The organism is Catenovulum sp. SX2, from assembly GCF_052056295.1.
Classification (GTDB): Bacteria; Pseudomonadota; Gammaproteobacteria; order Enterobacterales; family Alteromonadaceae; genus Catenovulum.
On record NZ_CP182493.1, the window covers coordinates 1,942,091 to 1,958,986 of the forward strand.

The 16,896-nt window shown below is 40.0% G+C and carries 14 protein-coding genes; 10 read left to right on the forward strand and 4 right to left on the reverse strand.

Features of this window, described 5'->3' with window-relative positions; translation table 11 throughout:
* Positions 1-64: 64 nt before the first annotated feature.
* The 6 genes from ACMZOO_RS08145 to ACMZOO_RS08170 all read left to right on the forward strand — a co-directional run bounded on the left by ACMZOO_RS08145 (position 65) and on the right by ACMZOO_RS08170 (position 5,570).
* A complete protein-coding gene (locus tag ACMZOO_RS08145) occupies positions 65-550 on the forward strand; it encodes an RNA polymerase sigma factor (RefSeq protein ID WP_440906185.1) in 486 nt (161 codons plus the stop codon).
* Positions 551-668: 118 nt separating this feature from the next.
* Positions 669-1,457: an NPP1 family protein gene (locus ACMZOO_RS08150; protein ID WP_440906186.1), complete on the forward strand. Its 789-nt coding sequence runs from the start codon at positions 669-671 to the stop codon at positions 1,455-1,457.
* 99 nt (positions 1,458-1,556) lie between these two features.
* The gene (gene creB, locus ACMZOO_RS08155) at positions 1,557-2,273 is read left to right on the forward strand and encodes a two-component system response regulator CreB (protein WP_440906187.1); all 717 of its coding nucleotides are present in this window, start codon (positions 1,557-1,559) and stop codon (positions 2,271-2,273) included.
* Positions 2,263-3,705, forward strand: a complete 1,443-nt coding sequence (creC, locus tag ACMZOO_RS08160) for a two-component system sensor histidine kinase CreC (RefSeq protein WP_440906188.1) — start codon at positions 2,263-2,265, stop codon at positions 3,703-3,705. The genes creB and creC overlap by 11 nt, the downstream gene beginning before the upstream one ends.
* Positions 3,706-3,793: 88 nt before the next feature.
* A complete protein-coding gene (gene creD / locus ACMZOO_RS08165; protein WP_440906189.1) occupies positions 3,794-5,200 on the forward strand; it encodes a cell envelope integrity protein CreD in 1,407 nt (468 codons plus the stop codon).
* Positions 5,190-5,570, forward strand: coding sequence for a VanZ family protein (locus ACMZOO_RS08170; RefSeq protein ID WP_440906190.1), 381 nt, complete (start codon positions 5,190-5,192; stop codon positions 5,568-5,570). Before creD ends, ACMZOO_RS08170 begins: the two co-directional genes overlap by 11 nt.
* Here ACMZOO_RS08170 and ACMZOO_RS08175 read toward each other — a convergent pair.
* The gene (locus ACMZOO_RS08175) at positions 5,565-6,461 is read right to left on the reverse strand and encodes a hypothetical protein (RefSeq protein ID WP_440906191.1); all 897 of its coding nucleotides are present in this window, start codon (positions 6,459-6,461) and stop codon (positions 5,565-5,567) included. The two genes, ACMZOO_RS08170 and ACMZOO_RS08175, sit on opposite strands and share 6 nt — an antisense overlap.
* Before the next feature lie 209 nt (positions 6,462-6,670).
* On the opposite strand from ACMZOO_RS08175, the gene ACMZOO_RS08180 reads away from it, so the two are divergent.
* From ACMZOO_RS08180 to ACMZOO_RS08190, 3 genes are read left to right on the forward strand one after another with little or no spacing between them, the layout of a single operon-like run.
* Complete coding sequence (locus ACMZOO_RS08180; RefSeq protein WP_440906193.1) at positions 6,671-7,774, forward strand: serine hydrolase domain-containing protein; 1,104 nt, start codon at positions 6,671-6,673, stop codon at positions 7,772-7,774.
* Positions 7,775-7,815: 41 nt separating this feature from the next.
* The gene (locus ACMZOO_RS08185; protein ID WP_440906194.1) at positions 7,816-8,964 is read left to right on the forward strand and encodes a sensor histidine kinase; all 1,149 of its coding nucleotides are present in this window, start codon (positions 7,816-7,818) and stop codon (positions 8,962-8,964) included.
* Positions 8,965-8,978: 14 nt separating this feature from the next.
* A complete protein-coding gene (locus ACMZOO_RS08190) occupies positions 8,979-9,683 on the forward strand; it encodes a LytR/AlgR family response regulator transcription factor (RefSeq protein WP_440906195.1) in 705 nt (234 codons plus the stop codon).
* Between the two features lie 52 nt (positions 9,684-9,735).
* Here the strand turns inward: ACMZOO_RS08190 and ACMZOO_RS08195 are convergent, their stop codons facing one another.
* From ACMZOO_RS08195 to ACMZOO_RS08205, 3 genes are all read right to left on the reverse strand, one after another.
* The gene (locus ACMZOO_RS08195; RefSeq protein WP_440906196.1) at positions 9,736-11,520 is read right to left on the reverse strand and encodes a vanadium-dependent haloperoxidase; all 1,785 of its coding nucleotides are present in this window, start codon (positions 11,518-11,520) and stop codon (positions 9,736-9,738) included.
* Between the two features lie 227 nt (positions 11,521-11,747).
* Entirely contained in the window at positions 11,748-14,603 is a 2,856-nt protein-coding gene (locus tag ACMZOO_RS08200) for a TonB-dependent receptor domain-containing protein (protein ID WP_440906197.1), read from the reverse strand.
* A 59-nt stretch (positions 14,604-14,662) separates the two neighbouring features.
* The gene (locus tag ACMZOO_RS08205) at positions 14,663-15,622 is read right to left on the reverse strand and encodes a FecR family protein (RefSeq protein ID WP_440906198.1); all 960 of its coding nucleotides are present in this window, start codon (positions 15,620-15,622) and stop codon (positions 14,663-14,665) included.
* Between the two features lie 252 nt (positions 15,623-15,874).
* Here ACMZOO_RS08205 and ACMZOO_RS08210 point away from each other — a divergent pair, with 252 nt between their 5' ends.
* Complete coding sequence (locus ACMZOO_RS08210; protein ID WP_440906199.1) at positions 15,875-16,813, forward strand: choice-of-anchor A family protein; 939 nt, start codon at positions 15,875-15,877, stop codon at positions 16,811-16,813.
* The last annotated feature ends 83 nt before the right edge of the window (positions 16,814-16,896 follow it).

Consider the following 16,896-nt stretch of genomic DNA (forward strand, 5'->3'; position numbering starts at 1 on the left):
TTAGTTGTCACAATGTTCTGCCAGCATGTTCAGCGTTTTGGTAAACAAATATCGGCAGCTGGCTGTGAATAACAACAATAGCGACTATTCAATAACATCAGAATTATTAAAAGAAGAATCAAAACTGAAAGGTGTGATCCGAAAATGGGTTGCCGAGCAGCATGATCAAGCCGATGTTTATCAAGAAACCCTCACCACAGTGATTGAACAACACCAACAATCACCAATAAAAAACCCAATTGCTTATGCGATAACAGTTGCACGCCATTTTGCTTGGAAACTTGGCAATCGTAGCTTTGAAGTGTATGACGAAAGCAGCGATTTACGCGAAAGCCACAGTGCCGAAGACAGTTTGTTACAAAATGAACAAATTGAAAAAATTCAGCAAGTACTCAACGCCATGCCACCAATGCGCCAACAAGTATTTATTCGCCGCCGTTTGCACAACCAATCACGCGAACAAATCGCGCAAGAATTGGAGTTAAGCGAAGAAGCAGTGAAAAAGCATATCAGCCGCGCATTAGCGCAAATTGCTATGCATGTGGATTAGCCCCCAAACAAATTCGGTTACACTGCAATCAAACCTTCATAATTTTTCCTGTCACCTTTTGTTGCACCAATCACTCATTGCTAATGAGTTCTGTTAAAACCCAACAAAGGAAAATTAAATGAAAACTATCTATCTTGTTAGCAAACTAATAGCGCTCAGCGCATTATTTATTAGTCAATTCGCCAATGCTGCGCCACCACCAAAAATTTTGGAGTATGCAACCAACGCAGCCCATGAATGGTCACCTCGTTTTGATTACGACAGTGATGGTTGTTATCCATCTGTTGGCATTGGTCGTGACGGTAATGTAAACGGTGGTTTAAAACCAACAGGCGACATTTCAGGTGGTTGCCATGATGTGTCGGATTTACACAACTCCAATACCAATCACAGAGGTATTTGCCAAACTGTAAACGGCAATAACTATTGCGCACACATGTACGCCCTCTATTTTGAAAAAGACCAAGCTATTGACGGAGCTTGGTTTGACGATGCATTTAGCCACAGACACGACTGGGAATTTGTGATTGTGTGGTTAACCAATAACCAAATGACCCACGTAAGTTATTCTGAACATAGAGATGTAGTAACCCGCGCCGCAAATACTTATGTATATGACGATACAGCGCAAAAACACGTGCGCATTGTTTACCATAAAGATGGCGCGTCTACCCATGTATTTCGTGCAGCAGACCCAGGTGAAGTCGCGGAAAATGACACTGGCTATTGGCACAAACCAACTTTAGTTTCGTGGAGTGCTATGGTCGGAAACTCAGGTGTAACCAATTCAGATCTTCAATATCTGTTTAACACCACCAGCTATGACAAAGCCAACACACCATTTAACGATGGTAACTTTGTAAACAAACTCAACGCGGGTTTACCGTCTGGCTATGCGAGCTTTTAATTTTAGCGGCGACCAAATCGAGTTTTGGTCGCTTTGATTGCTGTTTTTAATCCACAAGCTTGTTATATTGCTAAAAAATCACTTTATTATTGCAAACTTATGTCAGCAAAAATTCTGATAGTCGAAGACGAACCTAGCATTGCAGATAACTTAATTTACGTTTTAAAAAGCGAAAGTTTTGCGGTTGAATGGCTAAGTTTAGGCCAGCAGGCAATAGATTTAGCAGCGCAACAACAGTTAGATCTTATCGTATTAGATGTTGGATTACCGGATATCAGTGGTTTTGAAGTATGCAAACAAATTCGCAAATTCTCTGATGTGCCTATTTTATTTTTAACCGCCAGAGGGGATGAAATAGACAGAGTTGTCGGTTTAGAAATAGGCGGCGATGATTATGTGGTTAAACCTTTTAGCCCTCGCGAAGTCACTGCACGGATTAAAGTGATTGTGCGCAGAAATCGTCTTGAACAAACACCCAATGACAACGCTCCAGAGCCAGTGCAACCCAACTGCCTATTTCAGCTAAACAGTGATAAACGGCAAATTAAGTATCAAAACAACTTACTCGATTTAACCTTTTACGAATACGGCATTTTAGCCTTATTAATTGAACACCCAGAACGTGTATTTAGTCGCGAACAGCTAATGCAGGCAGTTTGGAATACCCCAGAAGACAGTTACGATAGAGCTGTTGATACTCATATAAAAACCATTCGCGCTAAAATTAGAGCAATTAATCCAAACGACAATTCACTGGTCACTCATCGTGGAATTGGCTATAGCCTCAATGTAAAAGGACAAACAATTGAGTCTTAACTTTCGCATATTCTCAGCGTATTTTGTGGTGCTGGCACTCGCCATTTATTTGCTGTTTAACGCTTTTATGTCGGAAATAAAACCCGGCTACCGCCAATCAACTGAAGAAGCTTTAGTCGATATGGCAAACTTAGTTGCCGAGTTAATAACCGAAGATTTTATCGGTAATAATCAGCACAGTATTAGCCCGAATATCCAAGATTCAATTCGTCGATTAGGCCAACGCGCCTACCAAGCCGATATATTTAATACGCAAAAGAGTTATAGTAAGTTGCGAATTTATATAACCGACAAACAAGGTATTGTCAGATACGATTCATCCGGCAAAGATATTGGCGCAGACTATTCACAGTGGAATGATGTTTATCTAACCTTGCGTGGCCAATACGGCGCACGTAGCACCAAAGCCGATCCGAACGATGATTTAAGCTCGGTTATGCACGTAGCAGCGCCCATTTATCATCAACAACAAATCATTGGTGTCGTCACAGTTGCGAAACCAAATATAGCAGTGCAACCTTTTATCGATAAAGTAAGAGCCAAACTGAAAAACCAAGGTATTTGGTTAATCGTGATATCATTTGTCTTAGCTTTAGCCCTCGCTTATGGCTTAACCCATTCAATTCGAAAACTAGTCAACTATGCAAACAATGTAGCGCAAGGCAAACGTTTATCACCACCTAAACTTGCGGAGAAAGAACTGTCGAAATTGGCGGACGCAATGGAAAATATGCGCCAACAACTCGAAGGTAAAGAGTATGTAGAGCAGTACATACATACCCTAACCCACGAGTTAAAAAGCCCAATATCCGCAATTAAAGGTGCTAGCGAAATTATCTCGGCGGATATGCAAAGTGCCGATTTAACCCGCTTTATCCAAAATATTCAAAGCGAAACTAACCGCATCAATCATCTAGTCAATAAGTTGTTGGAATTAGCTTCGCTGGAAAAACAACAGAGCTTGACCCAGCTGTCAAAAATCAACTTAAATCAGTTGTTAGATAAAGTAGTTGAGAGCAAACAATATGCACTTGAAAGCAAATCTATCTCAATCCAAACCACCTATTCACAGCCAACTGAAATTCAAGCAGATAAACTGTTAATCAGCCAAGCTGTCGATAATTTACTGCAAAACGCGATAGATTTTAGCCCTGAACAATCAAGGATTAAGCTGCGACTTTCACACATAAACGACAAACAAATATCAATTCAAGTAGAAGACCAAGGTTCCGGCATTCCGCACTACGCATTGGATAAGATATTTAACCGATTTTATTCCTTGCCTCGCCCTGCCACAGGGCAAAAAAGTTCAGGTTTAGGTTTGTGTTTTGTCCAGCAAATAGCTGAGCTTCACCAAGGGAAATTTGTTATTAACAACACACAAAACCAAGGTGTTAGCGCAAAGCTAATACTGCCAACACAACAAAATTAACGACAAACACATAAAGCACACACAAAACACATAATTCGCCCATTTAAGCTCACTAGTCTATCGACAATAACAATTGATGGAGCGAATTATGAAACCAATACCTAAAACTCTTACGAGCAAAATAGCTTTTATCGTCTTTATTAGTTTAGTGCTGCTTATTCCGCTAACTATGATAGATGAACAAATTAAAGACAGACAAAGATATTTAGCTGAAGCAAGCCAAGCTGTAGCGCACAGCTGGACTAGTCAACAAAAAGTGACAGGGCCAATTTTAGTTATGCCTTACGAAGTTGTTGGCACTAAACTGGTCTACGACACTTCCGCAGAAAAAACCGTTGAAAAGCCTTACCGCTACACAGATAAATATTTTATTAAACCGACGGATACACAAATTAGCGTAGAAACGCTCGACGATGTTAGACATAAAGGCATTTATGCAATTCCAGTTTACACATCAAAGATTCAAATTAAGGGTAAGCTTCCACAGCAACTAATTGAAGAAAAATTAGCAGCCAAAAACCTTTCAGAAAAACATGAGATCACCTTTTTTCCAGCATACATATCTATGATGATTTCAGATCCACGTGGTATTAATACAGTGCCCAAATTCAATTTAGCCAATAAAAGTTTCGATTTTGTTCCAGGCAGCCGAATTAATCAGCATAACAATGGTTTACACGCGCCAATTGGTGAGTTAAGTAAAATAGATTTAAACAACTTAACATTTAACTTAGAAATTTCGCTACGCGGTATGCAGCAACTGTCATTTGTGCCAATAGGGAATAATGTTGCTATCACAGCACAATCAAACTGGCCACATCCACAATTTACCGGGCAGTTTTTACCAACAAAGCTAAATATTTCGGGTGCGGGATATCAAGCTCAATGGCAAGTTACCTCGTTTGCCAGCAATATTCAAAACAAGCTGGATGCCTGTGAAAATGGTAAATGTGATGAGCTGTTAGACAGTGCATTAGGGATCAAACATATTGAGGCGGTAGATGTATATTTGCAGTCTGAGCGTTCAACCAAATATGGTATTCTGTTTATTGGCTTAACTTTTATCGCATTTTTTGTGTTTGAGGTAATGAAACAACTAAGAATACACCCAATTCAATACACCTTAGTTGGCCTGAGCATTTCAATCTTTTACCTGCTGCTTTTATCTTTATCCGAACATATCGCCTTTATCAGCGCCTATGCAATCGCAAGTATTGCTTGCGTCTGTTTACTAATTTTTTATTTGTCTTTTGTCCTTAAAAGTTTTGTTCGAGCGAGTGCCTTTGCCACAGCCATCGCCAGTTTATATGCGGTGTTGTATGTGATTATTAGCGCAGAAGACTTTGCTTTGGTGATGGGGGCGTCATTAGTATTTATTGTGCTGGCCATCATAATGGTTGCGACACGTAATATTGATTGGTATCAAGTCAGCGATAACTTATCGAGTACAAGTAACAAGCCAGCAGAAAATACTGAGTTCAACAATGTGGACTAAAAGCATCTGCATCGCATTTATTTGCTTCATTGTTTGGGTGATTGCCGCCGCAAACAGTGGAGCAAACTTAATCTTGTTTCAGTTAGTAGCAGGTTTACCCTATGGCGATAAACTGGGTCACTTTGTGATATTTCTGCTCATCACAATATGTGCCGAGTTGCTACTCAAGAGTAGACGCTGGAACTTCGGCAGAATGCAAATATCAGCACCAAGTATCTTGGTAGCATCATTTGTGATTTTAGAAGAGTTCAGCCAACTCTTTATCGACAACCGAACATTTGATTGGCTTGATTTAATCGCCAGCTTAGTAGGTGTGATTATCGCGAGTTGGTTAACTCACAAACGAACTATGGAAACACGACATCTATAACAACTCAGAATTTAGCAAATAAGCTTTATCCTGCTCGTACATGCCCGGAGCTAAATTGCTGTTTTCTATTTTAAATACACGGCGTTTGTGCAACTCAAACGCCTGTAATTCTTTGGAAAAAAAGCGTTTTAATAACATCAGTAGCTCACCACTGCTATGCAATTTCAACAAGCCAGTTTCAATTCGTTTTGCCAGTCTTGGTGTTGTTTCAGAGACATAATAATAGTCTGGCAGGTAAAAGAATAATACGAGATGCTGGTCATAGGTTAGGTTGGGATATTTGGGTTTAAACTCAGTCAGTTCTGAATGTACTTCGTGAATACCGCGATTGAAGGTGTCAAAATGTCCTCGCGATAACATTTTAAACAGTGATTCATATTGAGTTTCATAAACCACATTAAAACCTTGCTCAGCTAATACTTTGGTGGTGGTCCATTGGTTATGGCTGCCAGCTCTGACTTTCTTTAGTTGCTCTAAGCTGGTGATATCTTTGAGTACATCTTTGTTTTCTTCCCTGACTAAAAAAATTCTGGAGCTGGCAAGACCCATTTTTATTGGAAATGGCACTCGAATCCCTAAGCTGTTGTATTCCTCTTTATACGGTGAGGCGAGTACATTGATCAACCTACCTTTGGTTAGCTCAGCGAATTGCCTATTTCGAGTCATAGGCAATAATGTTCTATCAAATTTATAATCACCAAATTCGTCAACTGTAACAGCTAATGCTCGTTTTAATAGCTCGAAATTGTAGCTGTGTGAAAGTGTGTTGCCACTAACGTTTTTTAACATCAACACAGAGTCAATTTCCGCGGCAACACTGTCTGCCAATAGCATAGTTGCAAACAAAGATAACTTGAAAAAAGAGCTAAACTTCCACGCTAATAAGGACATTGCAAACTTTATCGGCTCGACCATAAAACCAAGTATAGGTTAGATTTAGTTATTGTGAAAAATTGTTCATTGACGATTTACTCTCATTCACCTCTTGCTCTCCATCACCGAAAAACAGCCGTTCAGCACCTAATTAGACATAACCTACAACAGTATTGTTAAGATTTGCGGCACAGTTCAGTTACACCAGATAGATTGAGGAAATAGAAATGATTAAAGCCTTGTTAATGTTGTTTAGCTGCAGTTTATTAATAAGTTGTGCAAGCAAAGCGCAAACCCCTAACAATTATGAAGAAGTTTTAGCAAAATATTTTTCTAAAGACGGACCGGGCGTGGTGGCCGCGGTTTATCAAAATGGCCAACCTGTGATTAAACAAGCTTATGGCATGGCCAATGTTGATAAACAAATACCACTAACAACTGACGGGCAATTTCGTATTGGCTCGCTAACCAAACAATTTACAGCTGCCGCAATTATGTTGTTGCAGGAGCAAGGCAAGTTATCAGTCAAAGACCCTATTAATCAATACTTAGGCAAATATCAGAATCCACTGTGGCAAGGTATCAGTATTGAACATTTGTTAACTCATAGCTCAGGTATCACTGAGTATCTTAGGCTAGTACACAAATCACAATGGAATAATGAAAATGCGAGTCTTGACGATTTAATTGGCTATTTTTCGCAACAGCCTTTGCAGTTCGAACCCGGTAGTCAAACTTCTTACAGTAATTCTGGTTTTATCTTGCTTGGCGCTATTATTGAACAGGTATCTAACATCAGTTACACAAATTTTATGCAGCAGCATATCTTCCAACCGCTTGAAATGAAGCATAGTTTTATTTGCCAATGCACGGACAATAGCTTAGGTGATGTGGTTGGTACACAAGGGTCAATTGGCAGCCCAGAAAATTTAAATGGTGCTGTCGCTTTTTCCGCTGGCGCTATGGTATCAACGCTAGATGATTTTGCTAAATGGTCACATGCAATTAGTCAAAATAGCTTATTGTCTCAACAAAGTTGGCAGGCTATTTTCACGCCACTCAAACTTAAATCTGGTGTCACAACTCAATTCGGTTATGGCTGGGGAATAGGCCAATTTAACCAATCGGTTGCTTATACTCACACTGGTGCTTTACCGGGTTTTTCGAGTTATATTATTGTACTACCAACAGAAAATATCACAGCTATTGTCTTATCAAATCAGTACGATATGGGGTGGCTATCAATGGTAAAATGGTACTTGTTTGACCAACGCCCAGAAGAAAAATTAATAAATATGAGTCATGAACTGTTAACCGTCAGCCTTAATTAACTATGCATTTTGCCCATTCCAAACTTTTGCCATTTATACCTGTGAATAAACTATTCTGGTTTATTCACAGTGCGTTTTTACTTATTTATATATCACCGCAACTGGCGCAGTTTTTGTTAACGAATTGGCACTTGGCCAACTACGACCTACTTGAAAAATGTGTTAAAGCTGGGTTAATTACCTTGCTAGTGCTCAGTTTTAGGTGGTTTTATCTAAAAGGTGCTTGGGTTAAGTTTACCATTGGTAAACAGCTTTTAATCAGCTTGTTGTTTGCAGTACTTGCGGCTTTTTTATTGGCCGTGATTCTGTCAGTGATTATGTACCCAATATATTGGTTTGATTTGTTTAACAGCCAAGCCGTGAGTATTTACGACATCTCCATACAGCGCGAACATAACAGCGAAGGTGTGTACTTCACCTTGGTTACTGATGGGTACGCTCGCAATGCATATACAGAGTATTTTTCTCTAGGTTTGTTGTCTATTTCCACTTCAAGCAGAGACGCAATGATGTTTTTGTTATGGGTTTGTCCTTACATAACTCAAGCAATTAATAGTTCAAACCATCAACAGCAAATAAATGCGCTAAAATTACAGAACCAAGTAAAACAAGCCCAACTTGCAACACTGGCGACCCAACTGAACCCGCATTTTTTGTTTAACAGTTTAAACAATATACGTTTTACTTATCAGCTTGATCCAGAAAAAGCCGATGATGCAATAACCTCATTATCAGAGGTATTGCGGTATGCACTTGTTTATGGGAAGCAAGATAAGGTAGCACTTCAACAAGAAATTGAAGTGATTGAAGCTTATATCGCAGTCAATAAACTACATTTAGAAGAAAGACTAAATTTTCAATTAGCTGTAACCGCCTCTACACAAGTGCTAATTCCACCTATGATGCTGCAACTATTGGTCGAAAATGCGATTAAACATGCGGTCGAACAACTAAGTGATACTTCAACTTTATCAGTTGAAATTAAAGAAAAGTCCGAGCAATTGCATATTGAAGTTACTAACCCAATTGTACCGGAATCAACAACTACACACACAAGCTCAACCGGAACTGGGCTGGAGAATATCAAGCAGCGACTTGAGCTGATGTATGCTCAAGCAGCAAAGTTTGAAACAACTATCGACAATGGCTTGTTTAAAGCGACTGTCATTTTACCTGTTGAGCATATCTAGGACAAAAACAAAACATGAAAGCTATTGTTATTGAAGATTCTAGGCCGGCACGTGAAGGACTCATTCGTATGTTAGCCGAATATCCAAATATTGAGGTGATTGGCGAAGCGGCGAATGTGGCAACGGCTTTAACTTTGATTAGACAACATCAGCCACAAGTGCTGTTTTTAGATATTCATTTACCACAACAAAACGGCTTTGATTTACTGGAACAACTGCAGTACCAGCCACAAATTATCTTTACGACCGCCTATTCAGAGTATGCAGTAAAGTCGTTTGACTACAATACGGTTGATTACCTGCTTAAACCGATTAAACAACAAAGGTTAACGAAAGCCATTAACAAACTTAGCGAGCCACCTCGCTTCGAACTCAAAGACCAAATACTGGTTACACATCAAGATGAGCAGGTATTAGTCACGCTCAGTGCAATTGAGCTAATTGAAAGCTGTAAAAACTATGCAATGATTTTTTGGCGGAAAACTGGCTCACCAACACTTAATAAATCCTTTATCAAATCGAGTCTAAATCAAGTAGAGCAAAAATTGCCTCAACAAACTTTTTTCCGCTGTAACCGCCAGTTTATCGTGAATACTCGCTCTATTGACAGTTTAGACAATCACCCACAGGTAGGATGCAGTGCACAATTAAAAAATGGTCGTGTTATTAGTATTTCAAGGCGAAATATCGCTCAACTTAAACAATTATTAAGATTGTAACAAGGAGGCACTGATACTAGGCCAAACCTAGCATCATAGCCCCGACACAAATTTAGCTGCTTGAAATTAAAATTTTCTCACCGTCAAATTTAGTCAAATTTAATACGAACGGATCTTTAGGGTAACCCGCTGCTTGGTCTTGTAAAATACCAATGGCAATTTCTTCACCTAGTTTGACGCTGTCATAATAATCACTGTAATAATGCACGCCAGCCATGTTGCGACCGATAGAAATATTGGCTGCTAACTTATTCAACTCCCCTGCTAAAGTTAAAGCCTGCTCACTCTCGACTATCTTTAGCTTACTAGGATAATCGCCTGCTTCAGTCACAATCTTAACATTAGTGCCTGCCCCAGCTTTAGCAAAACCCACTTTTCCGTCAACCTCTTGCAATACCGTATCTGTATCAAAAAATGCTTTTAAAATAGTGACACAAGCACCAGCAACTGTTGCATGACCAGCACCATACGCAGGGTGCATTGGAGAGCCTTCAGTAAATGCCATTGGCAACAAGCCTTTACACTCATAATTTTCAGACACTAATAGAATACTTTCCCTTAATTCTTCATACATTTTAGTGAAATGCTCAGCAGCTTTCACACCAACAGCTTGCTTAAACGCTTCATCTGTTGACTTAGCGACTCGTGCCGCAAGTACTTCAGGGCGTAGGCGTCTGTGAAGACCAAATTTTTGATATCTAACGGCTTTTAATGCTCTTGTCGCAACTTCTGTCACTAGAGACAAAATGTGTGGCCCACCAAACAAAGCAAATCCTCCAGCATAAGCGCCTTCAAATTCCCCAGAAAGGCGTTTGAACATAGGATCAAATGGTGCAAAGTCGGCAGGACTTTTCTCTACATTTTTTTGGCTCAGTAGAATTAAACATGCGTTTAGGTAAGCCTGATATAAAGCGTCGAAGTGAACATAGGTCGCCAGATCACGAGGGGTATTAATAAAACGCGTTTTCAATTTATCGCAGTCATCACCAGTCGTTTCATACAAACCATTTTTTAAACTTGGCGCATGATCCTTAGCTGGCTTATAACCATTTTGTATTGCAACCCATTCATCAAACGAAGTCATAAAGTCTTGCCCACGATTTGCTATAGGAACTTTTTGATCTATCGTTTGCACGCCGTAATTAATCTTCCCTTCTTCAACACTATTTCGTTCGATTCCGCCGCCCATTAGCATAAAACAAGACAGGTAAGGCCCAACTTTGTCACCGTCAGAAAAACCTCTAAATACCGTTTGCGGAGTTAGTTTGTTATTCGCATCTGTAGCTCGATCTCTGTTAGCAAATTTGCCTTGGGCGTACGGCATGTCATTTAAACGACTACAACTGGCCTCTGTTTCATCTGATGCGCTTTGTTGTTCAAACTCTGAAAACTTGCAGTCTCTTAATATTGCCAGCTCATATACTTCAGCCATCTCAAAAGTCAGTTCGTCAGAACCCAATTTAGGCGCCGCTTGCATGGTTGCAGCCTGTGCATCTGGCCCTTGTGGATCAAATACATGACCCGCGGTAGGGGCTTCCCATTTTCTGCGTACTTGCGTTGGATCGCTAGGAACATCTAGGCTGTGAAAAGGCTCAATATAACCATTATCGATCGCGGTTCTAAACGCTTCAAAATGGGCTGGATTTTCGATTAATCCAGTATGTTGATCATGAGCTAAACCTTTAGTGAAACTCATTGGATAACGTTGCGAATATTCTGTTTCGTCGCCGTTTGCTTTGTGCTCAACAGGGCTATCAAGTTGTGCTTGTAAGTTAGACTCAGCAAGGTCAACTCGATAATTGTAAGATTTTTTTGCTCGTGTATCGGAAGTAGTCATTTCAAACTCCTAATGTGTTAGTACTCTAGCTATTCAATTAATACAATTCACTGAGCGTCAAATTCCGATTGGGTTTGACTAATACAATAGGATATTTTGTTCATAGCATTACAGCAGCCACCAAAAGGTAACAGAATATGTACAACTCCCAACTACATTTGCATGTTTTTGCTCGTTTACCATCCAATTAACACACAAATAATAACCATTTGCAAGTGCACTTTCATTTACAACATTAACACCCAACGTAGATAAAACTGCCTGCCAGTTTCGGTTGTATTGTATAAGTGTTGATGTTTACCTGCGTATTCGCGGTAGTATTGATTACTCAAGTTTTGCACACCAAAATTTATCTCTAACTCGCGGTTAACCTTATAAAAAGCAGCAGCATTAATTCGTGCATACGCTAAATAGCCGGATTCAATTTGGTCTTGCGCTGTGCGTTCAAACTTTATTTGATCAACATAACCACTACGATAATTGGCCGCTAAGCGCACACCCCAATTTTTCTGTTGGTAGTCTAACGTGAGGCTAAGGATATGCTTGGATAACCCCTCTAATGGCGCGGCATACTCGGTAATATCGGCAAATTTATGTGTGCGCTGCGCATCGGCAAAACTATAAGAAATTTGACTGCTTAATTGAGCTGACCACAGCTGCCGCCAACTGATATCCACACCGGTTAACCAAGCATGTTCAGCATTAACACTTTGATATAATGCTTTGTCCGCATAAACCCCAATTTGTCGATAATTGATTAGGTTATCTAAGCGTTTGTTATATATAGCAGCTGATAAATAAGCATTATCCACGGTAACATTAGATTGCAGCGCAACTTGGTTAGATTTATACGGGGTTAGTTGGCTATTACCAACTAAATAACCATCAATCCCTGCTATAAACGAAGCTGTCGGTGCATAATATTTGGTCTGCACTGGTGTATAGTTTTGACTAGCAATTAAACGCAGTTGCCAATTTTCTTGCAGTTGATATAAGGCATTTGCCGACAGTAATACTAAGTTGTGTTTTTCAGGTGTATTCGCCTTGTTGTCGGCATCAGTAATTTGAGTGGTTAACTGTTCGTAACGCGCGGCTATATTTACCGTTAACTCATCTTGCTGATGCTGATATGCTAACCAGCTTGCAACTTGTTCGCGCTTTAACTTGTAGCTTTGTGTTTGGTTTAAATCCTTATCTGTCAAAACATGCTCAGCTAATAAATTAGCTTTAATCTCAGCACTGTTTACCCCTGCCCATGCAAGCTGTTTGTGCTGATTGGCAATTCGGTAATATGCCTCAGTTAATTGATTATCTATCAGCCCCTGTGCAAATTCGCTTTTAAATAAGTCGTCTTGCTGATAAATATGCCTGTCGTCGACAAAATTTTTAAGCTGGGTGGCAAACGTCCATTTATGCTCTTGTTGTTGATAATCTAGCGCGAGCTTAACTTGCTGTTGGGTCAATTTATACCAACTTGATTGAAGATCAATTTCATCTAACTGCCACAACTGCGGTTGAGTTAAATCAGCAAAATAAGTATTGCGCGGATAATCTGTGTTATAGCGATAGTCGCTGACTAAATCGGCATAAGTTTTTAAATAAACTTTCTCATCGTGCGGTATTTTAAGGGTATTTTGTGCAGTCCCCGCCAACCAGTGAAAGGTTAATTGTCGCTTGGGCTGCCACTCACCGGCCCAAGTCAGCTGATTAAAACGGCTGTCTTTTTTCAGCTGACGACTCTCACTAGCAAGCTGCGCATGTGCAACCCTAGCGTATTCAACAAAGTTAAATTCATCTAACTGCAAGTCCAACAATGTAGAAGCTTGTTGATTTGTCTCATCCACTCTAGCTAAAGCTGTGCTGCCAATACCTCGAGTGGCTATATGCTCTTCTGATTTTTGATTCGACAATTGGCTTATCACCAAATCAAATTTATGCTGCAGTTGCGGCGATAAATAATGCAGCGCTGCAGTGAGCCCTGCTTGTTCAATTTGGTTATGCCAAACTGAATATCTGTTACCTCGCGGAAAATACACTTGTTGCTGTTGTAATAACTGCTGAGGCGCGATTGGCAGCTGGCTGATATCTGTATCAGCTATATTGATATTGCGCCACCTATAAGTATTAAAACCCTGCTCTTGAGTGTGTTTTTGTTTATAACTTGCCGACAGCGCATAAAACCAATTGCTAAATTTAGCTTGCCAATCAAATGCTAAACTTGTGCCTGTTTTGTCAGCCAATTGATGGTAGTTGTTTTCAATAAAAGCATTAAATTGCCAACCATCGGCCAAGACTTCATCGCTAATGCTCGACAACAAATTGATGTTAGCAGCAATGCCTCCACTGTCTTGAATCACTGCATAATCCCGGCTAATGTTTATTTGTTCAAACAACTCAGTTGGCAATAAATTAAAGTCGAACGCGAGTGCTCGTTCATTTTGTTCACGCGAATCTAAGCTTGAGCCATGCACAGCTAAAGTTTGCATACCATTAAGTGAAATATGGACAAAATCGCCACCCAAACCACGTAATGCAATTTGCCGTCCTTCCCCCCCATCAAAACTCGCAGCAATACCAGGCACAGTTAATAACGACTCAGCTAAATTATTAACCGGATAACTCGCCGCATTCATAACATTTAAACTTTCGACCCGTACACCTTGGTTAGATGCCGCATTGTCATAACTTTGATAACCCCTGTTGATTCGCGTTTGTAACGCTGGGGCACTCACTATCACTTCTTCGGCTATTTGCTTATTATTGGTTGGCTTAACGGCAGGTTTTTCGATTGTTGGAGAGTCGGACGAAAGTGGAGTTTCCGCTATATTTGCAACTAAAATAGAACCTTCAATAAGCTCAACTTTAACTTGGTAAGTTTTTGCAAGTTGCGCCACAACTGTGGTTAAACTTAGTGCTAAGTTGTCATCAGCTACAAAGCTAAATTCACCCGCAACATTGGTGACATCAGGGCTAAAAAAAATCGGAATTTGGCTGTGCTGAGATACTAGCCTTAAGCTAGCAAATAAGTTGTCTGCGGTAACCTTGCTCGCCGCCCAACTAAAATTAATGCCAGCACAAAACAACAGAATACAGCAAAGCCGCAAGTAAAATGGATTAAGCTTTACCACAAAGCGCATAATAATTAATTACGACGGATAAGAATATGACCCGGATATTCAGCAAGACGCAAATTGCTAGCCAAAGCCAACATTTTTAACGTCTGTTTGGGTTGATTTAAATTAAAACGGCCATTGATTGGCATAGCCATTAAATTTGGATCTTCTAAACTAATTTGTTCGGTTAACTTTCTATCTAACTTGGCGATAACAGCCCCCAAACTCATCTGTTGTGCATCTAACCAATTGGCTTGTAAATGATGATTAAAAGCTGCTGGATAAATAATTTTATCGGCCATCTTGCCTTTAATCACTTCAACACTTTGCCCTGCGGTTAACACAAGTTGCTGCTTGTTTGCACTGACCACCACACTACCTTCAACCACAATAATTTGCGTTGAGTAGTCGTTTTTATCCACCGAAAAAGTTGTACCTGTTACCTGTACCTGCACATCACCAGCATGTACATAAAAAGGTTGGTCATCGGCAATATGCTCAACCGCAAATAAAGATTCGCCTTTATTCAAGGTAACGCTGCGCACCTTCTTTTGCTGATTAAAAGTCAGTTGCGTTTCACCGGCCAATGTCATCACTGAGCCATCTGGCAAATTAATTTGTTGAGTTTGATTGTGCTCATCTGTTGGTGTGGCAGCGACGATAGGCGCCATTTCAGGACTATTTTTTAAAGTAAAAATACTGGCACACAAAGCAAATAGGGCGAAACAACAGCTACCCAGTAAGTGCTTTTTTGTAAAAGTTAAGCTTGCTTTATCAGCTTGTTTTTTTGTGTTTTGATTCGGCAAACTTTGCAGCGCATCGGCCAATTCATCGGACTGCCAAATAGCCATACATTTATCGTAAGCATGCTGATGTGCAGGATCAGCCGCTAACCACAACTGCAGCTGTTGTTGCTGTTGCTCAGTTAACTCATCTGCGATTTCCGCCCACTCGGCAGCTTGTTCAAATATGGCTTGCTGGTTTTTCATAGTCACTGCACATGCTGAAGAAGCGGCATTAATAGCACGTTAATATGACAGTTTAAAGTCGCCAAACACCTACTGTAAGCAAAGTGTTAAAAGCATGTTTCTGTACTGATGAAAACATTGTCAGACTATTTTACAGCAAATAACCAGCGCTCATTAAAACCCTAACCAGAACAACAACTTAAACAATGGCTTACTTCTTGCTTTTAGCCTTAACAATAAAAACTTTAATAATTCCAATTGGATAAAACCGTTATGAAATGGACAACCGCAATATCTGTTGTTTTATTAACTGCGCTGCATACATATTCAGTTTCGGCTTCAACTGTCGATACTTACAACCTGATTCTGAAAAATGATCTATCCACTTCAAGTGATATTGAAGGGAAAATCTTTATTGGTGGTGACATTAATATGCCCGGCCGCTCTTTAGACGTTGGTAGCAAACTTGCAACCGATCCAAAAGTAGATGCTGTAACTGTTGTTGGTGACATTAGCGCGAATGACGTCAAAGCAGAAAACGGTCACAACATAGTTTATGGCGGCAATATTGGCAGCACCAATTTAATCAATAACGGTTCTGGTGGCACATCAACACAGCAAAACCAAGCCGCTTTACAATCTGAATTTGATGCCTTGTACGATAAAGTAATTGCACAAAGTCAGTATTACCAATCGTTAGCTGCGAATAGTACGTTTGATACCTCAGATTTTAACCAAAAGAAATTTGTCTCAGGCGCTAGCGCGACAGACGAGTTGTCAGTGTATAACATCAGCAGCAGCGATATTTTATCTGGTGGATTTGATTTTAGCTCAACCCCTACAATCCCGGTTGTGATCAACGTTGCGGGTACAGGCTCGCTCAATATTTCCTCTAAAGCTCAAGGTAATTTCACCAAAGAACTCGCATCTATGGTTTTATGGAACTTTTACGAAGCGACAGAATTAACTTTTAGTGGCGACGGTTGGAATGGTTCTATTCTTGCGCCTTACGCAGATATCTCTGGTTCAACTGGTTCTATTGACGGCGGTGTAGCTGCATTGTCTTATTCTGGTTCAGTAGAAATACACAACAAACTTTTCGCCTATACACCACCAGAACCGGCTCAAGAAGTACCAGAACCTCCAATGATAACCCTGTTACTTATTGCTCTTGGTTTGTTGATGGCACGCAAACGCCTACAAAAGGCTTAAACCATTCAATTATTTGAATTTAAGCAAAAATTTATAATATATTAAGGCGGTTTTTACCGCCTTTTTATTTTATGCGCTCACAA